Origin of the sequence: Acinetobacter sp. NIPH 2100 (genome assembly GCF_000369805.1) — a bacterium.
GTDB lineage: Bacteria > Pseudomonadota > Gammaproteobacteria > Pseudomonadales > Moraxellaceae > Acinetobacter.
The window spans coordinates 2891473-2912755 of record NZ_KB850224.1 but is presented as its reverse complement, the minus strand read 5'-3'; the positions used below and the strand labels follow the sequence as shown (position 1 = coordinate 2912755).

Genomic DNA, 21283 nt, shown 5'->3' with positions numbered 1-21283 from the left:
ATTTATAGAAGTTGCATCAAGAGTTGCATCAATTCACTTTGGCGATGCGTTCGGGTTTTTTTGAAAATTGATTGTAGATGCTTCTTTACCGTATCGGCTTGAATTTGATGTGACAGGGCAATTTCTTTGGTGGTTTTACCTTCTAGAAGTTGCTCACATATTTTATGTTCAACAGGCGTAAACATAAACAGTTGCGTACAAATGTCTTTTTGATATTTAGGTTTCTGTTTTAATCCAGAGAATGTTGCAAGCAAGACGGGACGAAGGCCAAAAATCTTATGGGCTTTTTCTGGGCTGAGCAGGTCAAGGGTTAAGAATAAATGCGGGTCGAGTACGATGATTTTGCTACGCTCATGATCTGCTTGTTGTTGATGATTTTTATAATTACGTTCCAGTTCAATCAGATTCTGGTCAAATTGTTGCTGATGTTTTTCATTTAAAATAAAACGACGCTGTTTAATTTGAATCTGTTGATGATCTTGCAATAATTGCTGAGCTTCGGAATTGATCTCTAAAATATCGCCATTTAGGTTAATAATCGCAATTGGTTGATTCATTTTTTGGATCAGCTGTGATCCGAGCAAGGTCATGGTGGAATATTCAAAATGATGGCGATATTGCTGAATTTTCTGTTGTACGATGGGTAAGATTTCATGAATTGGCTGAAGTTCACTACAGCTTAATGCACCACGTTCAGGGCTGGTCAGAAAAGCCAGTAAGACACAGACTTTATGGTCATAAATGATTTGTATGGCTGAACAGAAGCGTAAATCCAGAGGCTGTAGCACCCGTTGGTAAACTTGAGTCTGTGTGATTTCGTGCTCTTGGAAATGTTGAGAGCAATGCATCCATCCCGTCATGGGGGCCAAAAGCATTTTCTTTAAACGCGGGTCATCATCTATGGCCAAACGGATTTGGGTTAGTGCGGCTTGTTCGAGTTGATTGGAATCAAAATTTACGCCGTGATGAACACTGAAAGAAAGTGCCTGTACTTCTAGGTCAACAGCCAACAGTTGCGATGCTTGGACATCAAAATAGTGATTCAGTTGCTCTAAGAAAATCATCCAATCATCTGCATGTTGAACTTTATTCAAGATGTCCATGACTGGGCTGTGCTGGCTTAGAGTCATCTAAAATCCCATCAAAAAATAGAATATATTCCATATAGTTTATATGGATTTTAAGTAAATGAAATTATTAAATTAAAAAAAACGTGACTGCTGATGCAATTATCTGATGAAATGTGTGTTTTAAGTTAAATGCGCTTTAAGTGCAATATACCTAAACCCGATAGCAGGTTTAGGTATATGAGGATTTAGCAACGTCCTTTTTTGGCTTGTCCTGGAGGACAGAAATCACCACGACCATCATGATGATTGTCAGGGTCAACAATGACGCTACCATGAGGTGTATGTACGGCACAGGCAGATAGGCTTAAAGTCAGTAGGGTACAGAGATAGAGCAGTGTTATTTTCATGGTTCCATCCTATTTTTATTGCTTTCCTATCTACTTTAAATTGGCTGTTACTTTTCGGCTAGCGGCCCGATGGATGTTTTTAATGCAGATTTGTATCATTCCAGTGTGCGGAAAACGGTTCTAAATCCAACATGTGTTGCGGCTAAATCAAATTCTTGTGGATAACGGCTACTATTGCGGTAACGAGCGCAAAAGTTTGATGCACATAAAAAAGACCCACCTTTAAGGACATACTGGGTTGCCGTGGTATTTTGTTGACGTAATTCTGCGTAATTACCCATGTGCTGATCATGAGCACCATGGTAAACAGAAGAGGTCCATTCCCAGACATTGCCGATCATATCGTATAACTTAAAGGCATTGGCGGCATAACAGCCCACAGGTGCCACCCCTGCAAAATGATCTTCAGCGGTATTTTTCTGTGGAAATTCACCTTGCCAATAATTGGCTTGCGGATGTTGATGTGCATCCTGTGGCGCTTGATGTAAGGGGGTATCTGTTTTTGAGCCTGCTTTGGCGGCATATTCCCATTCTTGTTCTGTGGGTAAATCGCGACCTAACCAAACTGCATAATGTTCTGCATCATTCTTGGTGACATAACGAACTGGCTCAGAGGGAAGAGGGGCTTGACCTGCGCTACCGTTGGGATTTTTCCAGGTGTAATCTGCTTTCAGTTGCCACCATTGATTTGGGTTATTCACATCAGGAGAAAATACTGCAGCCTGCTTCTGTTTTTCTGCATCAGTGATATAGCCCGTCGCTTTGACGAAACTGGAAAACTGGGCCACAGTGACTTCAGTTTGATCGATCCAAAACCCTTTTACCTGACGTTGTGATTTTCCAAAATTCAGCTCATCTGGGTAGGCAAGATTTGATCCCAATTGAAATGAACCTTCAGGAATCCACACCATGCCTGCAGTTTTATTGTCTTGCCATGCGTCGGGTACACCCAAATATTTTTTGCATTGTTGCAATGAACCCAACTGAGCTAGCGAACTGCTTTGCGTACGAGTATGGCTTGTATGATCAGGCTTAACTTTGCTACAGCCCGCCACAAGCGACAGGCTGCTGAGAGAAACTAAAAAGGTCATCCACTTCATTTAAGGAAATATTCCTTAACGCCATTTTTCTGCGTGTATTGATTGTATACATCTACCAGTTCTTGCAGTTTTGCAGGATTGTTCTGAGCGAGATTTTGTGTTTCGCCCCGATCATTTTTGAGGTTGTACAGTTCCCAAGTGCCAGTTCCTAGTTCTGGCTTACCTTGTAATGCAATTTTCCAATCTCCTTGGCGGGCGTATTTACTGCCATGTAATTCATCTGCAAAACTAAAGTTGACTGGACGAATAGCTTGGGCTTTATTTTCGAGCACAGCTTTCCATGAATAGCCACTTGGGGTATTAATCTGACGACCTTTATATTGCCCTTGTGGTACTGCGATATTGGCGTAATCTAAAACCGTCGGGAAAACATCTAGAACAGAGGCAAAACCATGATGGGTGGTTTGAGTTTTGGTTTGATATGGGAGTTTTACAATTGCAGGTGCAGTGGTTGCACCTTCACCTGCAGTGTCTTTCCATAGGTGGAAAGGTGCAGCGCTGACTTCTGCCCAGCGTGGCCCCACATAGTGGTAGGAACTCGAGGTGCCGACATTATTGACACTATTATCAAAACCAGATTCAGCACCATAATTGCCACGAATAAAGCCTTCTGCGCCGTTATCTGAAACGAAGAAAATTAAAGTATTGTCATATAAGCCATTGGCTTTGAGGTATTGAATGACACGACCGATATTGGCATCCAGATTTTCGACCATACCTGCATAGATTTCCATTCTGCGGGCTTCCAGTGCTTTTTGTTCACTTGAAAGTTCATTCCATTTGCCATATTTTTCTGGTGCATTTTGTGTGGCGATTGGTTCAGCCGCAGTAAAATTCGCTGGAATTAAGCCAAGCTGTTTTTGACGGGCAATACGTGCATCTCGAATCACATCATAGCCTACGTCGTAAACACCACGATAACGGTCACGATATTCGGCAGGGGCTTGTAAAGGCCAATGCGGTGCGGTGTAAGCGGCATAGGCAAAGAACGGTTTACCTGAGTTTTTCCCTGATTCTAGATAACTGATCAGTTTGTCGGTGAAGTAGTTGGTAGAGAAGAAATCATCAGGCAAGGATGAGATTGGTACTTGCTTGCCATCCTCAGTATAAGTGGCGTTACGGTTATATGCTGCTGGCGCCTGTTTGAAATGTAGATCCAGACCTTGTAAGAGTGTAAATGAATGATCGAATCCTTTGGCATGCGCGTTGGTTGCATCCGTCAAGCCTAAGTGCCATTTGCCGCTGATATAGGTTCGGTAGCCATTATCTTTCAGCACTTCTGCAATGGAAAGCGAACGTTCATTTAAATAACCTTCATAACCAGGTTGATTTTTTAAATGAGGTTTATTAAGTTCCGCCATCGCCCCAATTCCTGCTAAATGGTGGTCAGTACCTGAAATCAATTGTGAACGTGTTGGCGAGCAGGTTGGTGCGGTATGATAATCCGTTAAAATACGACCTGCTCGGGTCAATTCATCGATATTCGGAGTATGGATTTCTCCACCAAACGCCCCTAAATCTGAATAACCCAAATCATCGGCCATGATGAATAAAACATTGGGTTGTTTCTTGGTTTCAACTACAGTATTTGAATTATCAGAATCATTATTACTGCACGCTGAAATTGAAAGGCTAAAAAGTGCAATCGAGAGTGTGCTCAGGAGGCTGTTACGAGACATTAGAATCAGCTGAATTTTATAAAAGAATTATGGCGAGTTTAGAGAGATGATTTTTATGATAAAAATAATTAAAATTTGATTGTTAATCTAAAAAAAAGAAAAGCCCCGATATTGGGGCTCATGCTTAAAATGATTTAGAACGGCAGTTTGGCCAATTGGTTCAGAAAATGAGGAATGACTCTAGGTTCCAGAATAATGGTCACCACCACACCATAGGCAGCACCCCATAGATGAGCGCTGTGGTTGATGTTGCTATTGCCGCGTTTGCCAGACCAGATGCTATAGGCCACATACAAAATGGCAAAAATAATCGCAGGAACAGGGATAAAGAATACGAAAATCAAGTTCCAAGGCTGGAACAGGATGTAAGCAAACAAGACCGCAGAAACTGCACCAGAAGCACCTAAGCTTGCCCAGCGTGCATCATGACGATGTTTTATGTAACTCGGTAGAATCGCAACAATCAATCCACCGAGGTAAAATAAGACAAAGCCCATGTCGTAGAAAAACTGACGATAAAAGCTTTCAATGATATTGCCAAAGAAAAACAGCGTGATCATGTTAAACAATAAATGCGTGCCATCGGCATGAATGAAACCATGCGTGATAAAACGGTCGTATTGCCCACGTTGCATTGCAGGTGGCCAAAAGATCAAACGATTCATTACTGCCTGATTGGAGAATGCCAGCAAGGAAATTGCCACAGTAAGAATGATCAGTGTCACAGTGTGACCAAAGGGTAGATGTAACATAAATATTTTAAATTGATCAGAGTCTAAGCAATAATGCCATTAAAAACTTAATAAACAATGTTCTTGCATAGAATTCCTACAAAAATGGTTGATTTTTTTTAATTACCCTCCATCTTCGGTTAATATAACGACATCAGCTTGAGGATTATTGTTATGTCGACTGAGAACACCAACACTGCTGTCGCAGAAGAAATTCCAAACCTTTTAATTACTCCCTCTGCACAAGAGTATTTAGGTGATTTATTAGCAAAGCAGAATACCCCGGGAATTGGCGTTCGTGTTTTTGTAGAACATCCAGGTACTCCACGTGCTGAATGTTGTATGGCATATAGCGCGCCTGAAGAAGTCGTGCCGACAGACTATAAGCAGGATTATCCTAACTTTCCTGCGTATGTTGACGCGCCATCAATTCCGTATTTGGTTGATGCTGTAATTGACTACAACAAAGATCGTTTTGGTGGTCAATTAACATTCCGTGCACCAAACTCAAAAGTGCCACGCGTAGGCCCAGATGCTTCAATTGAAGAGCGCATTACTTATGTATTGCAATCTGAAATTAATCCAGGTCTTGAAGGGCATGGCGGTAATTGTAGTTTGGTAGAAGTCAATAATGATCCAGAACACGGTCTTACTGCTGTATTGAAATTCGGTGGTGGTTGCCAAGGTTGTTCTGCGATTGATGTCACCTTAAAACAGGGTGTGGAAACGACATTGAGACAGCATGTGCCTGAACTACAGCGTGTGGTTGACCAAACGGATCATACACAAGCAGAAGGCGCTTATTTCAAATAATTGCTAGAAATTTACTGTATTTTTAAAAGCCCTTTCGAGGGCTTTTTTTATTGGTTAATCAAAAAATAAGATATTTTTCTTTATTTCATAACAAGATGTATGCAAAATAAAATGAATATATAAATAATAATAATTATCATTTTTATTGAGTTTTATTTGTTTTTTGTTAGAATTCTCGTGAATTTTTTAAGTAATTTTTGAGATTTCTTTGAATTAGGTGGGAATATGTCTAACAAAATAGCACGTCAATCACTACTCGCAGTTTCCGTAGTCAGTAGTATGATGGCTGTTGCATATGCAGCAGAAACTCAAACGACTAAAGATGCAGTTCAATTAGAAAAGATCGTTGTGACAGCAAGTAGTCAAGCTGTAGACGTAAAGGATGCACCAGCCAGTATTAGTGTTATTACGCGTGAAGACATAGAAAAACAACCAGTTAGCAGTATTGGTGAATTATTGAATAAAGTTCCTGGTGTTACAGGTGGAACGAGTCCTAATGGTGATGGTTCAAAAATTAAATTACGCGGTTTACCTGACAATTACACTCTTATTTTAATTGATGGAAAACGTATTGGCTCTTCTCGTGATACAAACTATCGCCCAGATTTAGGTCGTCAGGATTTAAACTGGATTACACCTGAAATGATTGAACGAATTGAAGTGGTACGAGGCCCAATGTCTTCACTTTATGGTTCAGATGCGATGGGTGGGGTAATCAACATCATTACCCGTAAGATTCCAACCAAATGGGGCGGGAGCTTAACTCGTAATTATACTGTTCCGACGACTTCAGGGGATTTAGGCCATACTGACCAAATGGGTGTTATGGTGACAGGTCCATTAACTGATAGTTTAGGCTTGCGTTTAACTGCTGGTCGTACAGAGCGTGAAGCTGATCAGAATATTAAAGCTGGTAAAGGGACTTCTGGATACATTGATGAAAACTATAATGCATTATTGAATTATAAAATTAATGATAAACATCAAGTTGCTGTTGAAGCAGGAATTTCAACTCAAAAAAATAAAGCAGGATTTGGTGAGGTCGTTGGGCGTGGTGGTGCGATTAGTGAGGGGGAGATCTCTTGGGGGCCAGACAATTTAGAACATCACACTTATAGTATTTCCCATGATGGGGATTGGGGTTTTGGTAAATCTAAACTATCTGCATATTACAATGATTACGATAGTAGTAATGAGAGTGGTATTGCCAAATCAAATGAAACAATTGTTGAAGGTAATTTGAATATTCCATTCAATGTATTGTTTGAACAATCGTTAACGGTTGGTGGGCAGTGGAAGAAAAATGAGTTGACCAATACTCAAACGATTGGAACATCGCCAGATGGGAGTTGGGATGGGCAGAAATATTCAGACCCAACTGTTGATAATAAGACTTGGGCAGTTTTCTTGGAAAATAATATAAGTTTATTAGACAACTTAAATTTAACGATTGGTGATCGCTTAGACCATGATGATAAATACGGTTCACATCATAGTCCACGAGCTTATCTTGTTTTTCATCCAGTGACAGATTTCACCATCAAAGGTGGAGTTGCAAAAGGTTTCCGAGCACCATCATTAAAAGAAACAACTGCAGGTGCAGCGACCTTTTCTAGAGGGGGCGGTTGTAGTTCTCTAATCCCATTGGGATATACCACAGGTGGTTGTTACATGGCTGGTAATCCAAATCTGCAACCTGAAGAAAGTACCAACTATGAAATTAGCTTCAATTATACGGGCTTTAACGCTGATCTTGGTGTGACGTATTTCCATACTGATTTCAAAGATAAAATTGATTATGCTGCATTAGATAAGATTAACGGTCGTTGGTATACTCGTTATGAAAATATAGGTAAAGCACGGACGAAAGGTTTAGAGGTCGTTGCAAACTTCCCACTCACAGATACGTTGTATTGGAACAATAATATGACTTATTTCTTTGAGGCAAAAAACTTAGATACAGGTGAAGAGCTAATTACGACACCTAAAATTACAGTGAACTCAGCTTTAAATTGGAAACCAACAGATGCTTTTGCTTTTGAATTCAATGCAAAACATTCAGGAAAACAATATTTTGGCAATAATGTAACAACCAGTAGCCTGCAAAAACCTCATACCATTTTTGGGGTGTCTGCAAACTATAACTACAATCATAATCTGACGTTTAGAACTGGTTTGAGCAATCTATTTGATAAGAACTTATCAAATGGCGATGATTCATATTTAGTAGAACGTCAACGTGCATTTGTCGGCGTAACTGTTAAATACTAAGTGAATAAGTCAGAAAGATCGTTTAACGATCTTTCTGACTTAGAATGTTTTGGATTTTTTCAGAATAATAAAATTTTTCTAAATGCGCGCGTGCACGTTGTCTTAAATAACCTGTTGCAATGACGTGTTGTAAAACAGAGCTGAGTAAATGATTCAATTCATTTTCAATCAATTCTTCATCGATATTCAGATCACGCAATAACAGGTCAAAAGTGCGTTCCTGATTACGTGCATACCATGCATATACACCATCGTGTACTTGCTGTTTGAGATAAGGGGTCTGACGAATGTGATCCCAAATCTCGTGCCCCATGCCCACTGTTTTAGGCAAATCTTGCACTTCGACATAATGACGCAATACCGATAAAGGCATGACTTTAATTTTATGCCAAAGGTTGGCTTGGAAATGGTAGAGCTTATCGTCATTAAAATGTTGATTTAAGACTTTTTCACTCATCTGGCTAATTTTTAAAATATTCTTTTGGAGGTAATGTCCAATCGTGTCATTCAGGTTGGAATCAGTCACAGATTCTAAAACCGATTTTCCCATTTTCATAAAATGTCCAACACCAGGAACTCGTTTAGACACCATGGAGTTATCTAAATAGTCTTGAATGGAATGCTGAATCAGTTGCGTAATCAGTGCTGAAAAAGCAGGATTATTGACAATGGTTTTGATCAAACGTTGGCGATGACCACTTTTACTCGCCACATACTGGGCGATTGAGTCGATGGTAAGCACAGGAATGACATCCTCAATGCTGGTTTGATCGTTGGCAGGATGGATCAAGGCAAAGCGGATATGTTCTGCAATCTGTTCAACTAAAAATGAGCTGGCAGGTGTAGCTAAAATTTGTGTTTCGATCAATTTAAAAATTTGTTCAAACGACCAAATATGTTGTAGCTGTTGTAGACGCAACCAATGATAGAACTGTTTAAACTCAAGTTGAATGGTTTCTGCTTGTGCAAACTCTGCATCAAGGAAATCAAGTTGTGCATCAATCAGTTGTTCTATCATTGGATGTTTAGACATAAAATCTCAAATTATTACTTCAAAGTTATGGTGATGGCGCAGTTGCAGGTTTTTGTGCCTGAATTTTGCTTAAAAACGGTAAATATTGCTGAACCACCAATTGATCTGCTTCCAAGATTGGCATATGTCCAACATTGTCCAAGATCACTGGTGCTTGCGCATTTTTCATAAGTGATTTTAACTCAGGTGCAACCTCGACATTGATAATTTTATCTTGCTTGCCCCATAAAATGAGTGTTGGTGCATCAATTGAACGTGCAAGTAAGGCAAATGAATCGGGTGTATATAATTTATTGAGTGCAATGATTTGATCGACCATTTTCTGGGTTTGCTCAATCTGACCAATCATCATTTTTTCTTGCGCTTGGGCAATTTCCTTAGGAATAAAAGGCGGGCTATACATGGCTTGTTGCATTAAGAAATTAAAGTCGCCTTTCTTGCTCACAATCATGTTTTTCAACTGATTTGGGTCTTTTAAGTAAGGGGTGGTGGCAGACTTATAAACACCTGCAGCATCTATCAAGAACAAACTTTTGGTTTCAAACGGATATTGACCTGCATAGAGCATCGCAATTGAGCCACCCAATGAATGACCAGCGACATGGGCAGGTCCTGTGAGGTTGGCTGCTTCGACAAAACGACGTAATTTTTCAGTCACATTTGGAACCGAATAATCAAAGTCTTTCGGAACCTGTGTTTCACCGCTGGCTGGCAAATCTGGAATCACCACATGATAATTTGCAGTGAGCGCACGTGCGACACGGTTCCAGTTATCACGGCTTCCTGCTAAACCATGAATCAAAATCACAATCGGTTTTCCGGCTTGTCCGCCTTCACTATACGACCATGTAATATCACCGACTTTTAAAGTCTTGGTTTGTAGACCAGCCCATGCACGTTCTTGTTGTAGAACATTTTGAAAGCTCATCTCAATTTCTGCTGCTTGTGTTGTACTGATTGCAGCTGTTGTGAAACTACAGGCAAGCACAGCAGCGGTTAAGGTGTTACGAAAGGGGAAGGAAAATCGATTTCTCATGTTCATTGTTCTGTCCTTGATTTATTTTTAAACATATTGATTATTAGGGAAGACGCTACAGGAGTCATTTGCATAATTTACAGATGTCTGGAAATTCTTGCCAATGAAATCATCAATTTTCTACGATTTTCGCAATGAAAAGATTGTGAGTTCGATTGAGAGTTTCTGTTTTTGTCAGTGACTTTCAAACAGGCGCACATTAAACTGTTTGGCTAGCTCAATCACAAATGGATACACGCATGCTCACCGCACAAGAAGCATTAGAACGTTTAAAAGCTGGTAATGCCCGTTTTGTAAAAGGGGAAGCAGTTCAACAAAAGTTGTTATCTCACCAAGAACGTGCCGAGATGGCAAGTGATCAAAATCCTTTTGCAATTGTTCTAGGCTGTTCTGATTCACGTGTACCCGCAGAAATGGTGTTTGACCAAGGCTTAGGTGACTTGTTCGTGATTCGTGTTGCAGGAAATATCGTTGCACCATCACAAGTCGGAAGTGTTGAGTTTGCTGCAGAGCGCTATGATTGTGCAGTTGTGGTGGTACTTGGTCATAGCCACTGTGGTGCGATTCAGGCCACGATTGATACCTTGATGCATCCTGATCACCCGCCTTCATCAAATTTAATGTCGATTGTGAACCGTGTTCGCCCTTCGGTTGAAATTTTGATGCAAACTGAATTGAAAAACGATTTGAAAAAGCTGTCTGCGCATGCGGTACGTTCTAATGTATTTGCTTCGGTAAATCAACTTCGTCATGGTTCTGCCGTGTTAGAAAGCCTGATTGAAAAAGGTAAAATGATTGTTGTCGGTGCAGAATATTCGCTTGAAACAGGTGAAGTAACTTTTTTTGATTTTTAATACTGATGGCGGGTGAATAAGCTCGCCATCATTTTAGTTGATTCAGCAAATCGAAATTTCTTTTTTTTGGTTTCATGCAGTAATGGATAGAGAAGGGTCATAAGGCTATGAAAATTATGCCTATATCTGAAGCATTATTGGCAGATTGGTTACAATTAAGAATTTTGCTGTGGCCTGATCATGAAGATGCGCATTTATTGGAAATGCGTCAGTTACTTACACGAACAGATAGTTTGCAGTTATTGGCATATTCAGAAACGCAACAGCCGATTGCGATGTTAGAAGCATCCATTCGACATGAATATGTGAACGGTACACAAACCTCACCTGTGGCGTTTCTGGAAGGGATTTATGTCCTGCCTGAGCACCGACGTTCAGGTATTGCCACTCAATTGGTTCAACAAGTAGAACAATGGGCAAAACAATATGCATGTACTGAATTTGCTTCAGATGCAGCAATTGATAATACCATCAGTCATGCAATGCATCAGGCTTTAGGTTTTCATGAAACTGAACGCGTGGTTTATTTCAAGAAAAATATCAGTTAAAAGATTCTAGTTATTAAAGAGGCGCTTATAAGGCGCCTTTAATATAGGGATAAGCTACATTCAGCATGATTGGCTGTGCTTTGGCATTGGGATGGATTTGATCATTCTGGATCAAATTTTTCTGCCCAGCCACACCATCAAGGAAGAAAGGCAGTAATTTCACTTTATATTGCTGACTTACAATTTTGTAATTATTTTCAAAAGCCGCACTATAGGCTGTCCCATAATTCGGTGGTATTTTCATACCAAACAGTAAAACATTGGCTTTCTGTTTTTGGCTAAGTTGTACCAATTGAGCAAGGTTCTTTTGAATCATTTGTGGCGGTTGACCACGTAATCCATCATTGCCGCCAAGTTCAATGACAACCACTTCAGGTTTATAGGTTTGTAATAACTTTGGCAGCCTTGCTAGTGCACCACTGGTAGTTTCACCACTGACACTTGCATTGACCACTTTATGCTGTTTCGGATACTGTTGGTCTAAACGCTGTTGTAATAAATGAACCCAACCTTGCTTTACATCTATGCCATAACCAGCACTCAGGCTATCACCCAAAATCAAAATAGTCTTTGCTGAAACCCATGTTGGGATCAAACACATGCTGATGATCGCAACTGCTTTTGATACTGACCAGATAACTTTAGATTTTTGCATCGTATTTCAAATTTGTCCTAAAGGATACGTGACATCATGCCACAACCGATTATCTCTGCCCAAAAAGTTACACAACATATTCAAATTAATCAGCAAAGTCTTACGATTTTAAAAGACATTGATTTAGATATTTATCAAGGTGAACAAATCGCGATTACGGGACGTTCAGGCTCAGGAAAATCAACTTTACTCGGTATTCTCGCGACACTGGATCGACCGAGTTTGGGTGAGTTATGGGTCTGTGGTGAGGCAGTACATAGTTTAACCGAAGAGCAACGGGCTCGTGTTCGGCTAGAAAATATTGGCTTTGTATTTCAGTCTTTTCAGCTGTTACCGCAGTTGAGTGCTTTGGAAAATGTGATGTTGCCATTGCGTTTGCAGCCTGATTTTAATTTCAAGCAAGCTGAGCAAAAAGCATTGGCGTGGCTGGAACGGGTAGGATTAATTCGACAGGCTCAGCAAACACCGAAGGTCCTTTCTGGTGGAGAGCAACAACGTGTCGCCATTGCACGTGCCTTGATTGCTGAACCGAAAATTATTTTTGCCGATGAACCTACAGGCAATCTCGATGGGCAAACGGCAGAAGAGGTTGAGCAACTTTTATTTGATTTAAATCAAGAACTCGGTACAACTTTAGTGTTGGTGACGCATGATCAGAGCTTGGCTGCCTTATGCCAACGTCATGTCAAACTTGCCGATGGCCAGATCCAGGAAATCGTGAAGCTGAAGGAGGGGGTATGAGTTCAGTACTTAAACCCTTACTGCTACAAAGCTTTCGGACAGGTGGATTATATCTGCTGATTATTGCACTTTCGTTGGCAATCAGTGCCACCACGGCACTCAAGTTTAGTAATACCCAAGTCCAAAATGCAGTCGCATTGCAAGCAGCTGAGATGTTGGGGGCCGACTTGGTGCTATCGGATAAAGATCCGATTCAAGCCAACTGGCGGCAACAGGCAGACCAGTTGAAGTTGAAACAAGCGCCTGTCACCCTATTTAGTTCTATGGCGCATACACAAGATCAGTTTGTGATGGTCAATGTCAAAGCGGTAGATGCAAATTTTCCTTTACGTGGTCAGTTAGAGATTCAACCTAAAGCACAAGCGATACAGCCTGGGCAGGTTTGGTTAAGTCAGCGAGCCATGGATTTATTGCAGGCAAAAATGGGAGAGCCGCTTGCGATTGCTGATGGCCAATTTACAGTCACAGGCATTATCGAGCGTGATTCTAACCAAGAGACTGGATTTTCAGGTTTCTCTCCAACAGTGATGATTCACCAAGCAGATATTGCGAAAACCAATGCTGTTCAGGTGGGCAGTCGAATTGAATATCGACTGTTAATCGCGGGAGAGCCAGATGCAATCAAGCGCTATAAACAGATTTTTAAGCAATCGCAGCATCCTGAACAGGATGTTGATCCGCAGGCAGATCAACAATTAGAGGAGAATGAACAGAGTTCGCTTAAACTCCGAGATGCCAGCCAATCCAATACTCGCTTAATGAAGCCGATTGAAAATCTGGATACTTTCTTACAGCTTGCCAATTTATTAACCATATTGCTGTGTGGTATTGCGATTGCTTTAACCAGTCAGCGCTATGTGCAGCAGAATCAAGATCATATTGCATTGATGCGTTGTTTAGGAGCGAGTAAGCGACAAATTTTATGGGCTTATATTACCTTGCTTGGCATCGTCAGTGCCTTGTCGATTGTACTAGGCAGTTTGATTGGGATTGCTTTGGGCTATGGGTTGTTGCAGTTGATGCTGCAACTGATTCCACAACTGCAATTGAGCTTCGCAATCGCAGATCTGCTTTATGCCTTGCCGATTGCGATTTTTACCAGTGTGATGGTGTTGGTTGGCTTTATTGTGCCAAGCATTTGGGAATTATTAAATACACCACCGATTCGAGTGATCCGCCAACAAGAACGTTCGCGTAAGTCATATTTCGCTATGTTTGCGATTGGTATCGCCAGTTTGATTATGTTCAGTTTGGTGTTGAGTGATAACTTGCAGTTGAGCATGTTGGTGCTCACTGCAATTTTGTTGCTTTGCGCTATTCTTTATGCGGTGATTTGGTTGTTACTGAAAGCTATTAAACAGCTTAAGCATCCTATTTCTGCATATGTCCGGATTCCTCATCAGACCGCCTTACAGATTACTGCTTTGGCGTTGGGGTTAAGCTTGATTACGGTATTGAGTGTATTAAGAACGGACCTACTGCAACGTTGGCAACAACAATTACCTGTGGGTACGCCCAATCAATTTGTTTACGGTTTACCGCCATTTGATATGCCGCAGTTTAAACAACAAATTGAACAAAATGGTTGGCAATCGACACCGCTATATCCAAATATTCGCGGGCGACTGGTCGCTAAAAATGGCCATGCCTTTGCGCCAGAGTTAGTCAAACAAAACAATTCATTGCGCCGTGAATTGAATTTGACTCAAGCAGATTCCTATCCCAAAGACAATGTGATTACTCAAGGTGTGGCTCATTTTACTCAAGTCGGGCAAGTGTCTGTGGAGGAAAAAACAGCGCAGGAGTTAGGGATTCAAATTGGTGATCAACTTAGTTTTAGCTTGCCTGAAGGGACATTAGAGGCAACAGTGATTAACCTGCGTACAGTGGAGTGGGAAAGCTTTAGTCCGAATTTCTTCTTTATCTTCTCACCTAAAACCATGGATGAAAACGCGGGTAGTTATTTAGGTAGCTTCTATTTACCCTCAGCGGATCAGCCAAAAATGGTGCAACTGATTCAGCAGTTTTCCAATACGGTTTTTATTGATGTTGGACGTATCTTGGAAGAAGTGAAGCGCTTGATGAATGTATTGGTTCAGATCGTCACCGTACTGGCCGTATTGGTCGGGCTATCTGGTGTGTTGGTACTGATCGCTTGCTTGAATGTATTGATGGATGAGCGTCGCAAAGAGGTTGCTTTATTGCGTTCATTTGGTATTGCTAAAAATAAACTCAAACGTATGCTCAGTCTTGAGATTGGTTTCATTGGATTGTTAGCGGGTATTGTTGCCTGTTTATTTGCTGAAGTCATTAGTGCGATTGCAAGTCACAGGATGCAAATGGCAGTGCAATGGCACCCTGAGATTTGGTTGATTTTACCGCTGAGCATGATGATCATTTGTACGTTGATCGGCCGTTATCGCCTCAGCTATTTATGCGATATTCCACCGCTACAAAGTTTAAGAGAAATGAATCAGTCTTAAAATGTAGATTGGTTTTGGCGCAGGATTTCATGCCATAACGGATTGAGTCCTGTGCTTAACGCGGTGCAATACCAATAAAACGCAGCAAGTAATAGCGTACCCAAAATTAAAGCAAGGGTTTGAAAGAGGGCTTTATTTTGCATTTTTTGGCTGAAATACCATGTTGCTGCGAGTAGAGCACCCATGATCATGCCGCCGATATGTGCAGCATTATTAATACCTGAAACTGTAAAACCAAATACAAGGTTAATCCCCATAATCATCAACAAGGATTTTTTATCTAGCCAAAAACGTTGCTGCGGTAATGCAGGAAACAGAGAGATGACCGTCAGTGCAGCACCCAGTCCCATGACTGCTCCTGATGCGCCCGCACTGATACGTGGTAAGAGATTCGGATCAAAGTGCTGCAACAGTTCATAGCCATCACGAATGCTTAAATAACTTGAAAGTACACTTCCCATCAAACCCGCAAGAAAATACAGACCGATGTAGTAGCTTCGTCCAAATAGTTGCTCGGCAACGCTGCCAAAGATATACAGTGCCCACATGTTGAGCATTAAATGAATCATGCCAAAATGGAAAAACATACTGCTGAACAATCGTTCTGGTTCACCTGTGAAGGTGAGTGGCGTAAAATCTGCACCCCAAGCAATTGCATCTACTGGGGCAGGGTCGGTAATATTCACACCTGAAAGAATTTGCCAGCCAAATAATCCGACATTGACTGCAATCAGTAGCGCAGTAAACCACCATGTTTGTATTTGCAATTTTTGATTGATTTGTGGTGGAGTCGTTTCAGTCATGTGTTTACGCTAGTTATTGATATAAAAAATAGCTTAGCATGAATTTGTTGCACGATGGAGTGATGCACTTTAATGAAAGCCTTTTTAGCACGCGCAGTAATGTTGATTATCGGGGTTATTCTACTGATCCAACTATGGATCTTCAGTAGTTTGGTCTGGTGGCGGACACATCCTGTTGAAACCACAATGTTTATGCGTTGGGACTATTTGACCGACTTCAAACCGATTAAGCAAGAATGGCGTGACTATGACAATATTAGTGATAATTTCAAACGCGCCATTTTAGCGGGTGAAGATGCCAAATTTATTCATCACCATGGTTTTGATTGGGCTGGGATTCAATTTGCGTTGGAACGAAATAGTGAAAAAGGCGAGCTCGTTGCAGGCGGTTCAACGGTTTCACAACAGTTGGCAAAAAACCTGTTTTTATATAATAAACGTTCATTCATTCGTAAGGGACAAGAAGCGGTTGCAACTTGGATGATGGAACGGATGTGGTCGAAACGCCGTATTTTAGAAGTGTATATGAACTCGGTTGAGTTTGGTCAAAACATTTATGGGGTTGAAGCTGCAGCTCAATTTTATTATGGCAAAAGTGCGAAAAGTCTGACTCGGGAGCAGGCTGCTTTCTTAGCTGCATTATTGCCAAATCCTAAATATTATCAAGACAATCGCAATGACCGTAAGCTGCAATACCGTAAACGCGTGATCTTGAAATATATGAATGGTATACAACTTCCGCAATAATTCGAGAATTTTTAAAAAAAGCCCAATAATTTTGGGCTTTTTTACCAAATTGACATAATTTTGCAGCATACTTAAATCATCACTTGATGAATGATAAAGCGACAAGGTTCGGTATGAATACTGCAGTGACGACAACAGCGCCCATAGAATATAGTTACAACGATCGTTATATTAATCGTGAACTTTCAATTCTCGATTTCCACCTTCGAGTACTGGAACAGGCTGTCGATCCACTTCACCCATTGTTAGAACGGATGAATTTCCTGCTGATTTTTTCACGCAATTTAGATGAATTTTTTGAAATTCGTGTTGCCGGCGTGATGGAGCAACTGACCTTAGACAATGAAAGTCGTACCCCAGATGGTTTAACGCCTAAACAAGTTTTAGATCAAATCTCAAAAACCACACATGCTGCAATTGAGCGTCAATACCGTATTCTAAATGAACAAATCTTGCCGAAGCTGCGCGAAGAAGATATCTGTTTCTTACGTCGTGGAGAATTAACCCCTGCACAATCGGCTTGGATTAAAAAATATTTCCAAGAGCAAGTCGCACCTGTACTTACTCCAATTAGCCTTGATCCTGCACATCCATTCCCACGCCTAGTCAACAAAAGCTTAAACTTTATTGTGACTTTAGAAGGGAAGGATGCGTTTGGCCGTCAGATTGATCTTGCGGTTGTGCCTGCACCACGCTCTTTACCGCGTGTAGTACGTTTGCCTGATGAGCTCACTGATGGTAAAGAACATCATGTGATGCTCTCCGCGATTATTCATGAACATGTGTCTGATCTGTTCCCAGGAATGACCGCAACGGGTTGTTATCAATTCCGTGTCACACGCAATGCCGATTTGGCTCTGAATGAAGATGTAGAGGATCTGGCCAAAGCACTCAAAGGTGAATTAAGTTCACGTCGTTTTGGTCGTGCAGTCCGTTTGGAAGTAACGCATAACTGTCCAAAGCATATCTATGAATATTTGTTAGATGAGTTTGATCTGAACGAAGAGCAACTTTATCGTGTTGATGGTCCTGTCAATTTGGCTCGCTTACTCTCGAATTTTAAGCGTCCGCATTTGCGTTATGACTCACATACACCTGTCATTCCAAAAGCATTTAAAAAGTCTGAAAGTATTTTTGCGGCGATGCAGAAACAGGACATTTTATTGCACCATCCATTTGAATCCTTCGCACCTGTGATTCAGTTGTTGCGTGAAGCTGCGCGTGATCCACAAGTGTTGGCAATTAAGCAAACGCTTTACCGTAGTGGGGCAGATTCGGAAATCGTACAGGTACTTGCCGAAGCTGCTCGTAATGGTAAAGAGGTGACGGCTGTTATTGAGCTTCGTGCACGTTTTGATGAAGAGTCCAATATCGAAGTGGCGAATGTGTTGCAAGAAGCGGGTGCTGTGGTGGTATATGGCATCGTGGGTTATAAGACACATGCCAAAATGATTCTGGTGGTTCGCCGTGAAAACAATAAACTGGTGCGTTATGTGCATTTGGGAACAGGGAACTATCATGCAACCAATGCGCGTATTTATACCGATTATGGTCTGATGACCACAGATAAAGATCTCTGTGAAGACGTACACCGTATTTTCCAAGAATTAACGGGTATGGGGAAAATGGCCAAGCCGAAAAAGCTACTCCATGCACCATTCACTTTGCATGCACAACTCATTAACTATATTGATGATGAAATTGCCAATGCCAAAGAAGGTAAACCTGCGCAAATTATCATTAAGGTAAATGCGCTAACTGAAGTGCAGTTAATCAATAAATTGTATGAAGCATCGCAAGCAGGTGTGCAGGTTGACCTGATTATTCGTTCGATTTGCTGTTTACGTCCAGGTTTGCCACATCTATCTGAAAATATCCGCGTGCGTTCGATTGTTGGGCGTTTCTTGGAACATACACGGGTTTATTATTTCAGCAATAATGGTAATCCACGTATTTATGGTTCAAGTGCAGACTGGATGGATCGTAATCTATTCAACCGTGTTGAAGCCTGTTTCCCGATTGAAGACCCTGCTTTGAAAAAGCGTATCTATCAACAAGGTTTATTAAATTATCTCAAAGATAATCAACAAGCGTGGTTGTTACAGGGAGACGGTGTGTGGGATCGTGTGCGACCTGTAGCAGGCGAGGCTCCGCACAATGCACAACATACTTTGCTTGAAGCAATTAAATAAGATCAATCAAAAAACCGACCTGCATAGGTCGGTTTTTTGATTTAAAATATTTAATAACTTTTGATTTCTAACACCAGTTGGTTTACGAGATCGGCTGCTTCCAGTTCTCTGATTTGTCCGACATTGCTGCCTGCCCAAAATGCTCCATAACTAAAATCTTGCTTTGCGCTTGCAACAGCCATGAGTTGTTTAGCCAAATCATAGGTATAAGGGTAAGCAGGGACCTTAGGACGATTCGGTGAGTCAATCTGTGTATGCCATGTCCCAAGCAAACCACGTGCTGGTCGGCCGGACAGACTGGCGCTGATTTGAGTAATGTTTTGGCTAAATAACGCTTTACGGTATGCGGCATTTACACTTGAACTTTTACATTGGACAAAGGCGGTACCCAGTTGTACTGCGGCAGCTCCTAACTTGAGTACGGCTTTGGCTTGATCGCCATTCATGATGCCACCAGCTGCAATCACGGGCAGTGTGCAATGTTGGGTGATAAGCTGGACGAGATCAAAGGTTTTAATTGCAGCATCAAAATGTTGATTGAAAATACCACGATGTCCACCTGCTTCAATTCCTTGGGCAATAATGATGTCTATACCTGCTGCTTCAATTGCTTGGGCTTCAAGCAGATTGGTCGCAGATACCATGGTGATAATACCTGCATCTTTTAGCGCTTGAATTTGATGCGGATGTGGAATTCCAAAATGAAAACTGACCGCTTTGGGAGCTGTTTCAAGAACCACATTCAGAAAGTCATCATTGTCTAAAAAACTTGGATAAATGCAGTTCAGTTGAGTCGGTACTGCTGCACCAAATTTCTCAAATTGGGGGCGAATATAATCAATCCAGTGTTGTGCTGTTCCAGGGTCAAGTTGTTCAGATTGATGGCAAAAAAAGTTAACTTGAAATGGTTTGTCGGTGAGTTCTTGAGTTTTTAGGATTTGGACTTTAGCTGCTTCTGGTGTATTTGCGCCGAGACCCAAAGAGCCCAAGCCACCTTGATTAGAAACTTCAGCGGCAAGTTCTGGCGTTGAAACGCCTGCCATCGGTGCAAGTAAAATCGGATGTTTTATTTCTAATAATTCTAAAATTGACATGATGCTTTACTCATTCCATTTTTAATCACCTTAACGTAAAAACAAAAAGGCTTGCAAATAATAATCGCTATTTACTTATTGAATATAGAGGTTATTTTTAAATCAAAAAAATTAGCTTTCTATAATGGCGTGACATTAAATAGAGAGCCGACCCAACTCGAAAATGCCATCGCAAGCATGCCCCATAAGGTAATGCGTAAACTGCCTTTGAGCATGGAGGTGCGCGCAAAGTAGCTGGATAATGCACCAAGCAGAGCCAGTGAAATGACTCCAGTAATGAGTACTGAACGTGCGACCCAAGAATCTGGAGTGAGTAAAATTGCCAGCATCGGCAAGGCTGCACCACAAGAGAAGGAGGCTGCTGAGGATAAAGCGGCTTGAACTGGATTGGCTGCGGTATTTTCATGAATCCCAATCTCATCTCGTGCATGTGCGCCGAGTGCATCGTGTTCGGTTAGTTGTTTGGCAACTTCATGCGCCAGTTCAGGGTTTAAACCCCGTGAAATATAAATTTGTGTCAGCTCTTTCAGCTCTGCATGTGGATTTTTTTCCAGTTCTCTGGCTTCAAATCGAAGATCAGACTTTTCGATGTCTTCTTGAGATTTGACCGAAATGTATTCGCCAGCCGCCATGGATGTGGCACCAGAAATAAGTCCTGCAATACAGGTAATCAACAGGGTATGAGAGCTTGCACCGCTTGCAGCCATCCCCATAATCAGACTGGTGACAGAAATAATGCCATCATTGGCACCCAAAACAGCCGCACGCAGCCAGCCTGAACGTTGTATGACATGCGGTTCTGCATGTTGGGAATAGGACATAATGTACTCTTTAAAATCGGTTGAATTTAATTATTTATAACGTAGTGAATCATGGGTTATTTGTAAAATTCTATTGATGATTCATAAACTTAATCTATTATAAAATAACTTATTTTAACGATAGCATAACGATGATTTGGTTATAATATGTGAATAATTTAACACTTTAACTTTGGGTTACATTGGCGTTTTATGGCCCATATTG

Annotated in this window: 19 protein-coding genes; 8 read left to right on the top strand and 11 right to left on the bottom strand. The window is 41.2% G+C overall.

Features of this window, described 5'->3' with window-relative positions; all coding sequences use genetic code 11:
- Window positions 1-2 precede the first annotated feature (2 nt).
- The 5 genes from F887_RS04545 to F887_RS04565 all read right to left on the bottom strand — a co-directional run bounded on the left by F887_RS04545 (window position 3) and on the right by F887_RS04565 (window position 5008).
- Window positions 3-1130 (bottom strand): helix-turn-helix transcriptional regulator, encoded by a 1128-nt coding sequence (locus F887_RS04545; RefSeq protein ID WP_005296103.1) that lies wholly within the window; start codon window positions 1128-1130, stop codon window positions 3-5.
- Between the two features lie 185 nt (window positions 1131-1315).
- Entirely contained in the window at window positions 1316-1477 is a 162-nt protein-coding gene (locus F887_RS18685; RefSeq protein WP_005296101.1) for a hypothetical protein, read from the bottom strand.
- 95 nt (window positions 1478-1572) lie between these two features.
- Window positions 1573-2577 carry an SUMF1/EgtB/PvdO family nonheme iron enzyme gene (locus F887_RS04555; RefSeq protein WP_005296099.1) on the bottom strand — a complete coding sequence of 335 codons (1005 nt, stop codon included), beginning with the start codon at window positions 2575-2577 and terminating at the stop codon, window positions 1573-1575.
- The gene (locus F887_RS04560) at window positions 2574-4256 is read right to left on the bottom strand and encodes an arylsulfatase (protein WP_005296097.1); all 1683 of its coding nucleotides are present in this window, start codon (window positions 4254-4256) and stop codon (window positions 2574-2576) included. Before F887_RS04560 ends, F887_RS04555 begins: the two co-directional genes overlap by 4 nt.
- A 134-nt stretch (window positions 4257-4390) precedes the next feature.
- On the bottom strand, window positions 4391-5008 hold the full coding sequence (locus tag F887_RS04565) for a rhomboid family intramembrane serine protease (protein ID WP_005296094.1): 618 nt from the start codon (window positions 5006-5008) through the stop codon (window positions 4391-4393).
- 153 nt (window positions 5009-5161) lie between these two features.
- On the opposite strand from F887_RS04565, the gene nfuA reads away from it, so the two are divergent.
- Both nfuA and F887_RS04575 read left to right on the top strand, forming a co-directional pair.
- Window positions 5162-5800, top strand: a complete 639-nt coding sequence (gene nfuA / locus F887_RS04570) for a Fe-S biogenesis protein NfuA (protein ID WP_004652044.1) — start codon at window positions 5162-5164, stop codon at window positions 5798-5800.
- Between the two features lie 225 nt (window positions 5801-6025).
- Window positions 6026-8071, top strand: coding sequence for a TonB-dependent receptor domain-containing protein (locus tag F887_RS04575; RefSeq protein ID WP_005296092.1), 2046 nt, complete (start codon window positions 6026-6028; stop codon window positions 8069-8071).
- Between the two features lie 22 nt (window positions 8072-8093).
- Here the strand turns inward: F887_RS04575 and F887_RS04580 are convergent, their stop codons facing one another.
- Window positions 8094-9104 (bottom strand): hypothetical protein, encoded by a 1011-nt coding sequence (locus F887_RS04580; protein WP_005296090.1) that lies wholly within the window; start codon window positions 9102-9104, stop codon window positions 8094-8096.
- A 25-nt stretch (window positions 9105-9129) separates the two neighbouring features.
- Window positions 9130-10146: an alpha/beta fold hydrolase gene (locus F887_RS04585; RefSeq protein ID WP_005296087.1), complete on the bottom strand. Its 1017-nt coding sequence runs from the start codon at window positions 10144-10146 to the stop codon at window positions 9130-9132.
- Window positions 10147-10379: 233 nt separating this feature from the next.
- On the opposite strand from F887_RS04585, the gene F887_RS04590 reads away from it, so the two are divergent.
- On the top strand, window positions 10380-10994 hold the full coding sequence (locus F887_RS04590; protein ID WP_005145019.1) for a carbonic anhydrase: 615 nt from the start codon (window positions 10380-10382) through the stop codon (window positions 10992-10994).
- 107 nt (window positions 10995-11101) lie between these two features.
- Window positions 11102-11542, top strand: coding sequence for an aminoglycoside N-acetyltransferase AAC(6')-Iw (locus tag F887_RS04595; protein ID WP_005296085.1), 441 nt, complete (start codon window positions 11102-11104; stop codon window positions 11540-11542).
- A gap of 25 nt (window positions 11543-11567) precedes the next feature.
- Here F887_RS04595 and F887_RS04600 read toward each other — a convergent pair whose 3' ends face one another.
- Window positions 11568-12197 (bottom strand): arylesterase, encoded by a 630-nt coding sequence (locus F887_RS04600; protein WP_005296082.1) that lies wholly within the window; start codon window positions 12195-12197, stop codon window positions 11568-11570.
- Window positions 12198-12233: 36 nt separating this feature from the next.
- Between F887_RS04600 and F887_RS04605 the strand changes: the two genes are divergently transcribed.
- Both F887_RS04605 and F887_RS04610 read left to right on the top strand, forming a co-directional pair.
- On the top strand, window positions 12234-12938 hold the full coding sequence (locus F887_RS04605) for an ABC transporter ATP-binding protein (RefSeq protein WP_005296080.1): 705 nt from the start codon (window positions 12234-12236) through the stop codon (window positions 12936-12938).
- Window positions 12935-15421: an ABC transporter permease gene (locus F887_RS04610; RefSeq protein ID WP_005296079.1), complete on the top strand. Its 2487-nt coding sequence runs from the start codon at window positions 12935-12937 to the stop codon at window positions 15419-15421. Before F887_RS04605 ends, F887_RS04610 begins: the two co-directional genes overlap by 4 nt.
- Here F887_RS04610 and F887_RS04615 read toward each other — a convergent pair.
- Window positions 15418-16224: a rhomboid family intramembrane serine protease gene (locus F887_RS04615; protein WP_005296076.1), complete on the bottom strand. Its 807-nt coding sequence runs from the start codon at window positions 16222-16224 to the stop codon at window positions 15418-15420. The two genes, F887_RS04610 and F887_RS04615, sit on opposite strands and share 4 nt — an antisense overlap.
- A 72-nt stretch (window positions 16225-16296) precedes the next feature.
- On the opposite strand from F887_RS04615, the gene mtgA reads away from it, so the two are divergent.
- Together mtgA and ppk1 are read left to right on the top strand one after the other, a co-directional pair.
- Complete coding sequence (gene mtgA, locus F887_RS04620) at window positions 16297-16971, top strand: monofunctional biosynthetic peptidoglycan transglycosylase (RefSeq protein ID WP_005296075.1); 675 nt, start codon at window positions 16297-16299, stop codon at window positions 16969-16971.
- A 113-nt stretch (window positions 16972-17084) separates the two neighbouring features.
- The gene (gene ppk1 / locus F887_RS04625) at window positions 17085-19163 is read left to right on the top strand and encodes a polyphosphate kinase 1 (RefSeq protein ID WP_005296072.1); all 2079 of its coding nucleotides are present in this window, start codon (window positions 17085-17087) and stop codon (window positions 19161-19163) included.
- Window positions 19164-19213: 50 nt separating this feature from the next.
- Here the strand turns inward: ppk1 and F887_RS04630 are convergent, their stop codons facing one another.
- Both F887_RS04630 and F887_RS04635 read right to left on the bottom strand, forming a co-directional pair.
- The gene (locus F887_RS04630) at window positions 19214-20257 is read right to left on the bottom strand and encodes an NAD(P)H-dependent flavin oxidoreductase (RefSeq protein WP_005296068.1); all 1044 of its coding nucleotides are present in this window, start codon (window positions 20255-20257) and stop codon (window positions 19214-19216) included.
- Window positions 20258-20376: 119 nt separating this feature from the next.
- Window positions 20377-21078, bottom strand: coding sequence for a VIT1/CCC1 transporter family protein (locus F887_RS04635; RefSeq protein ID WP_005296065.1), 702 nt, complete (start codon window positions 21076-21078; stop codon window positions 20377-20379).
- Between the last annotated feature and the right edge of the window lie 205 nt (window positions 21079-21283).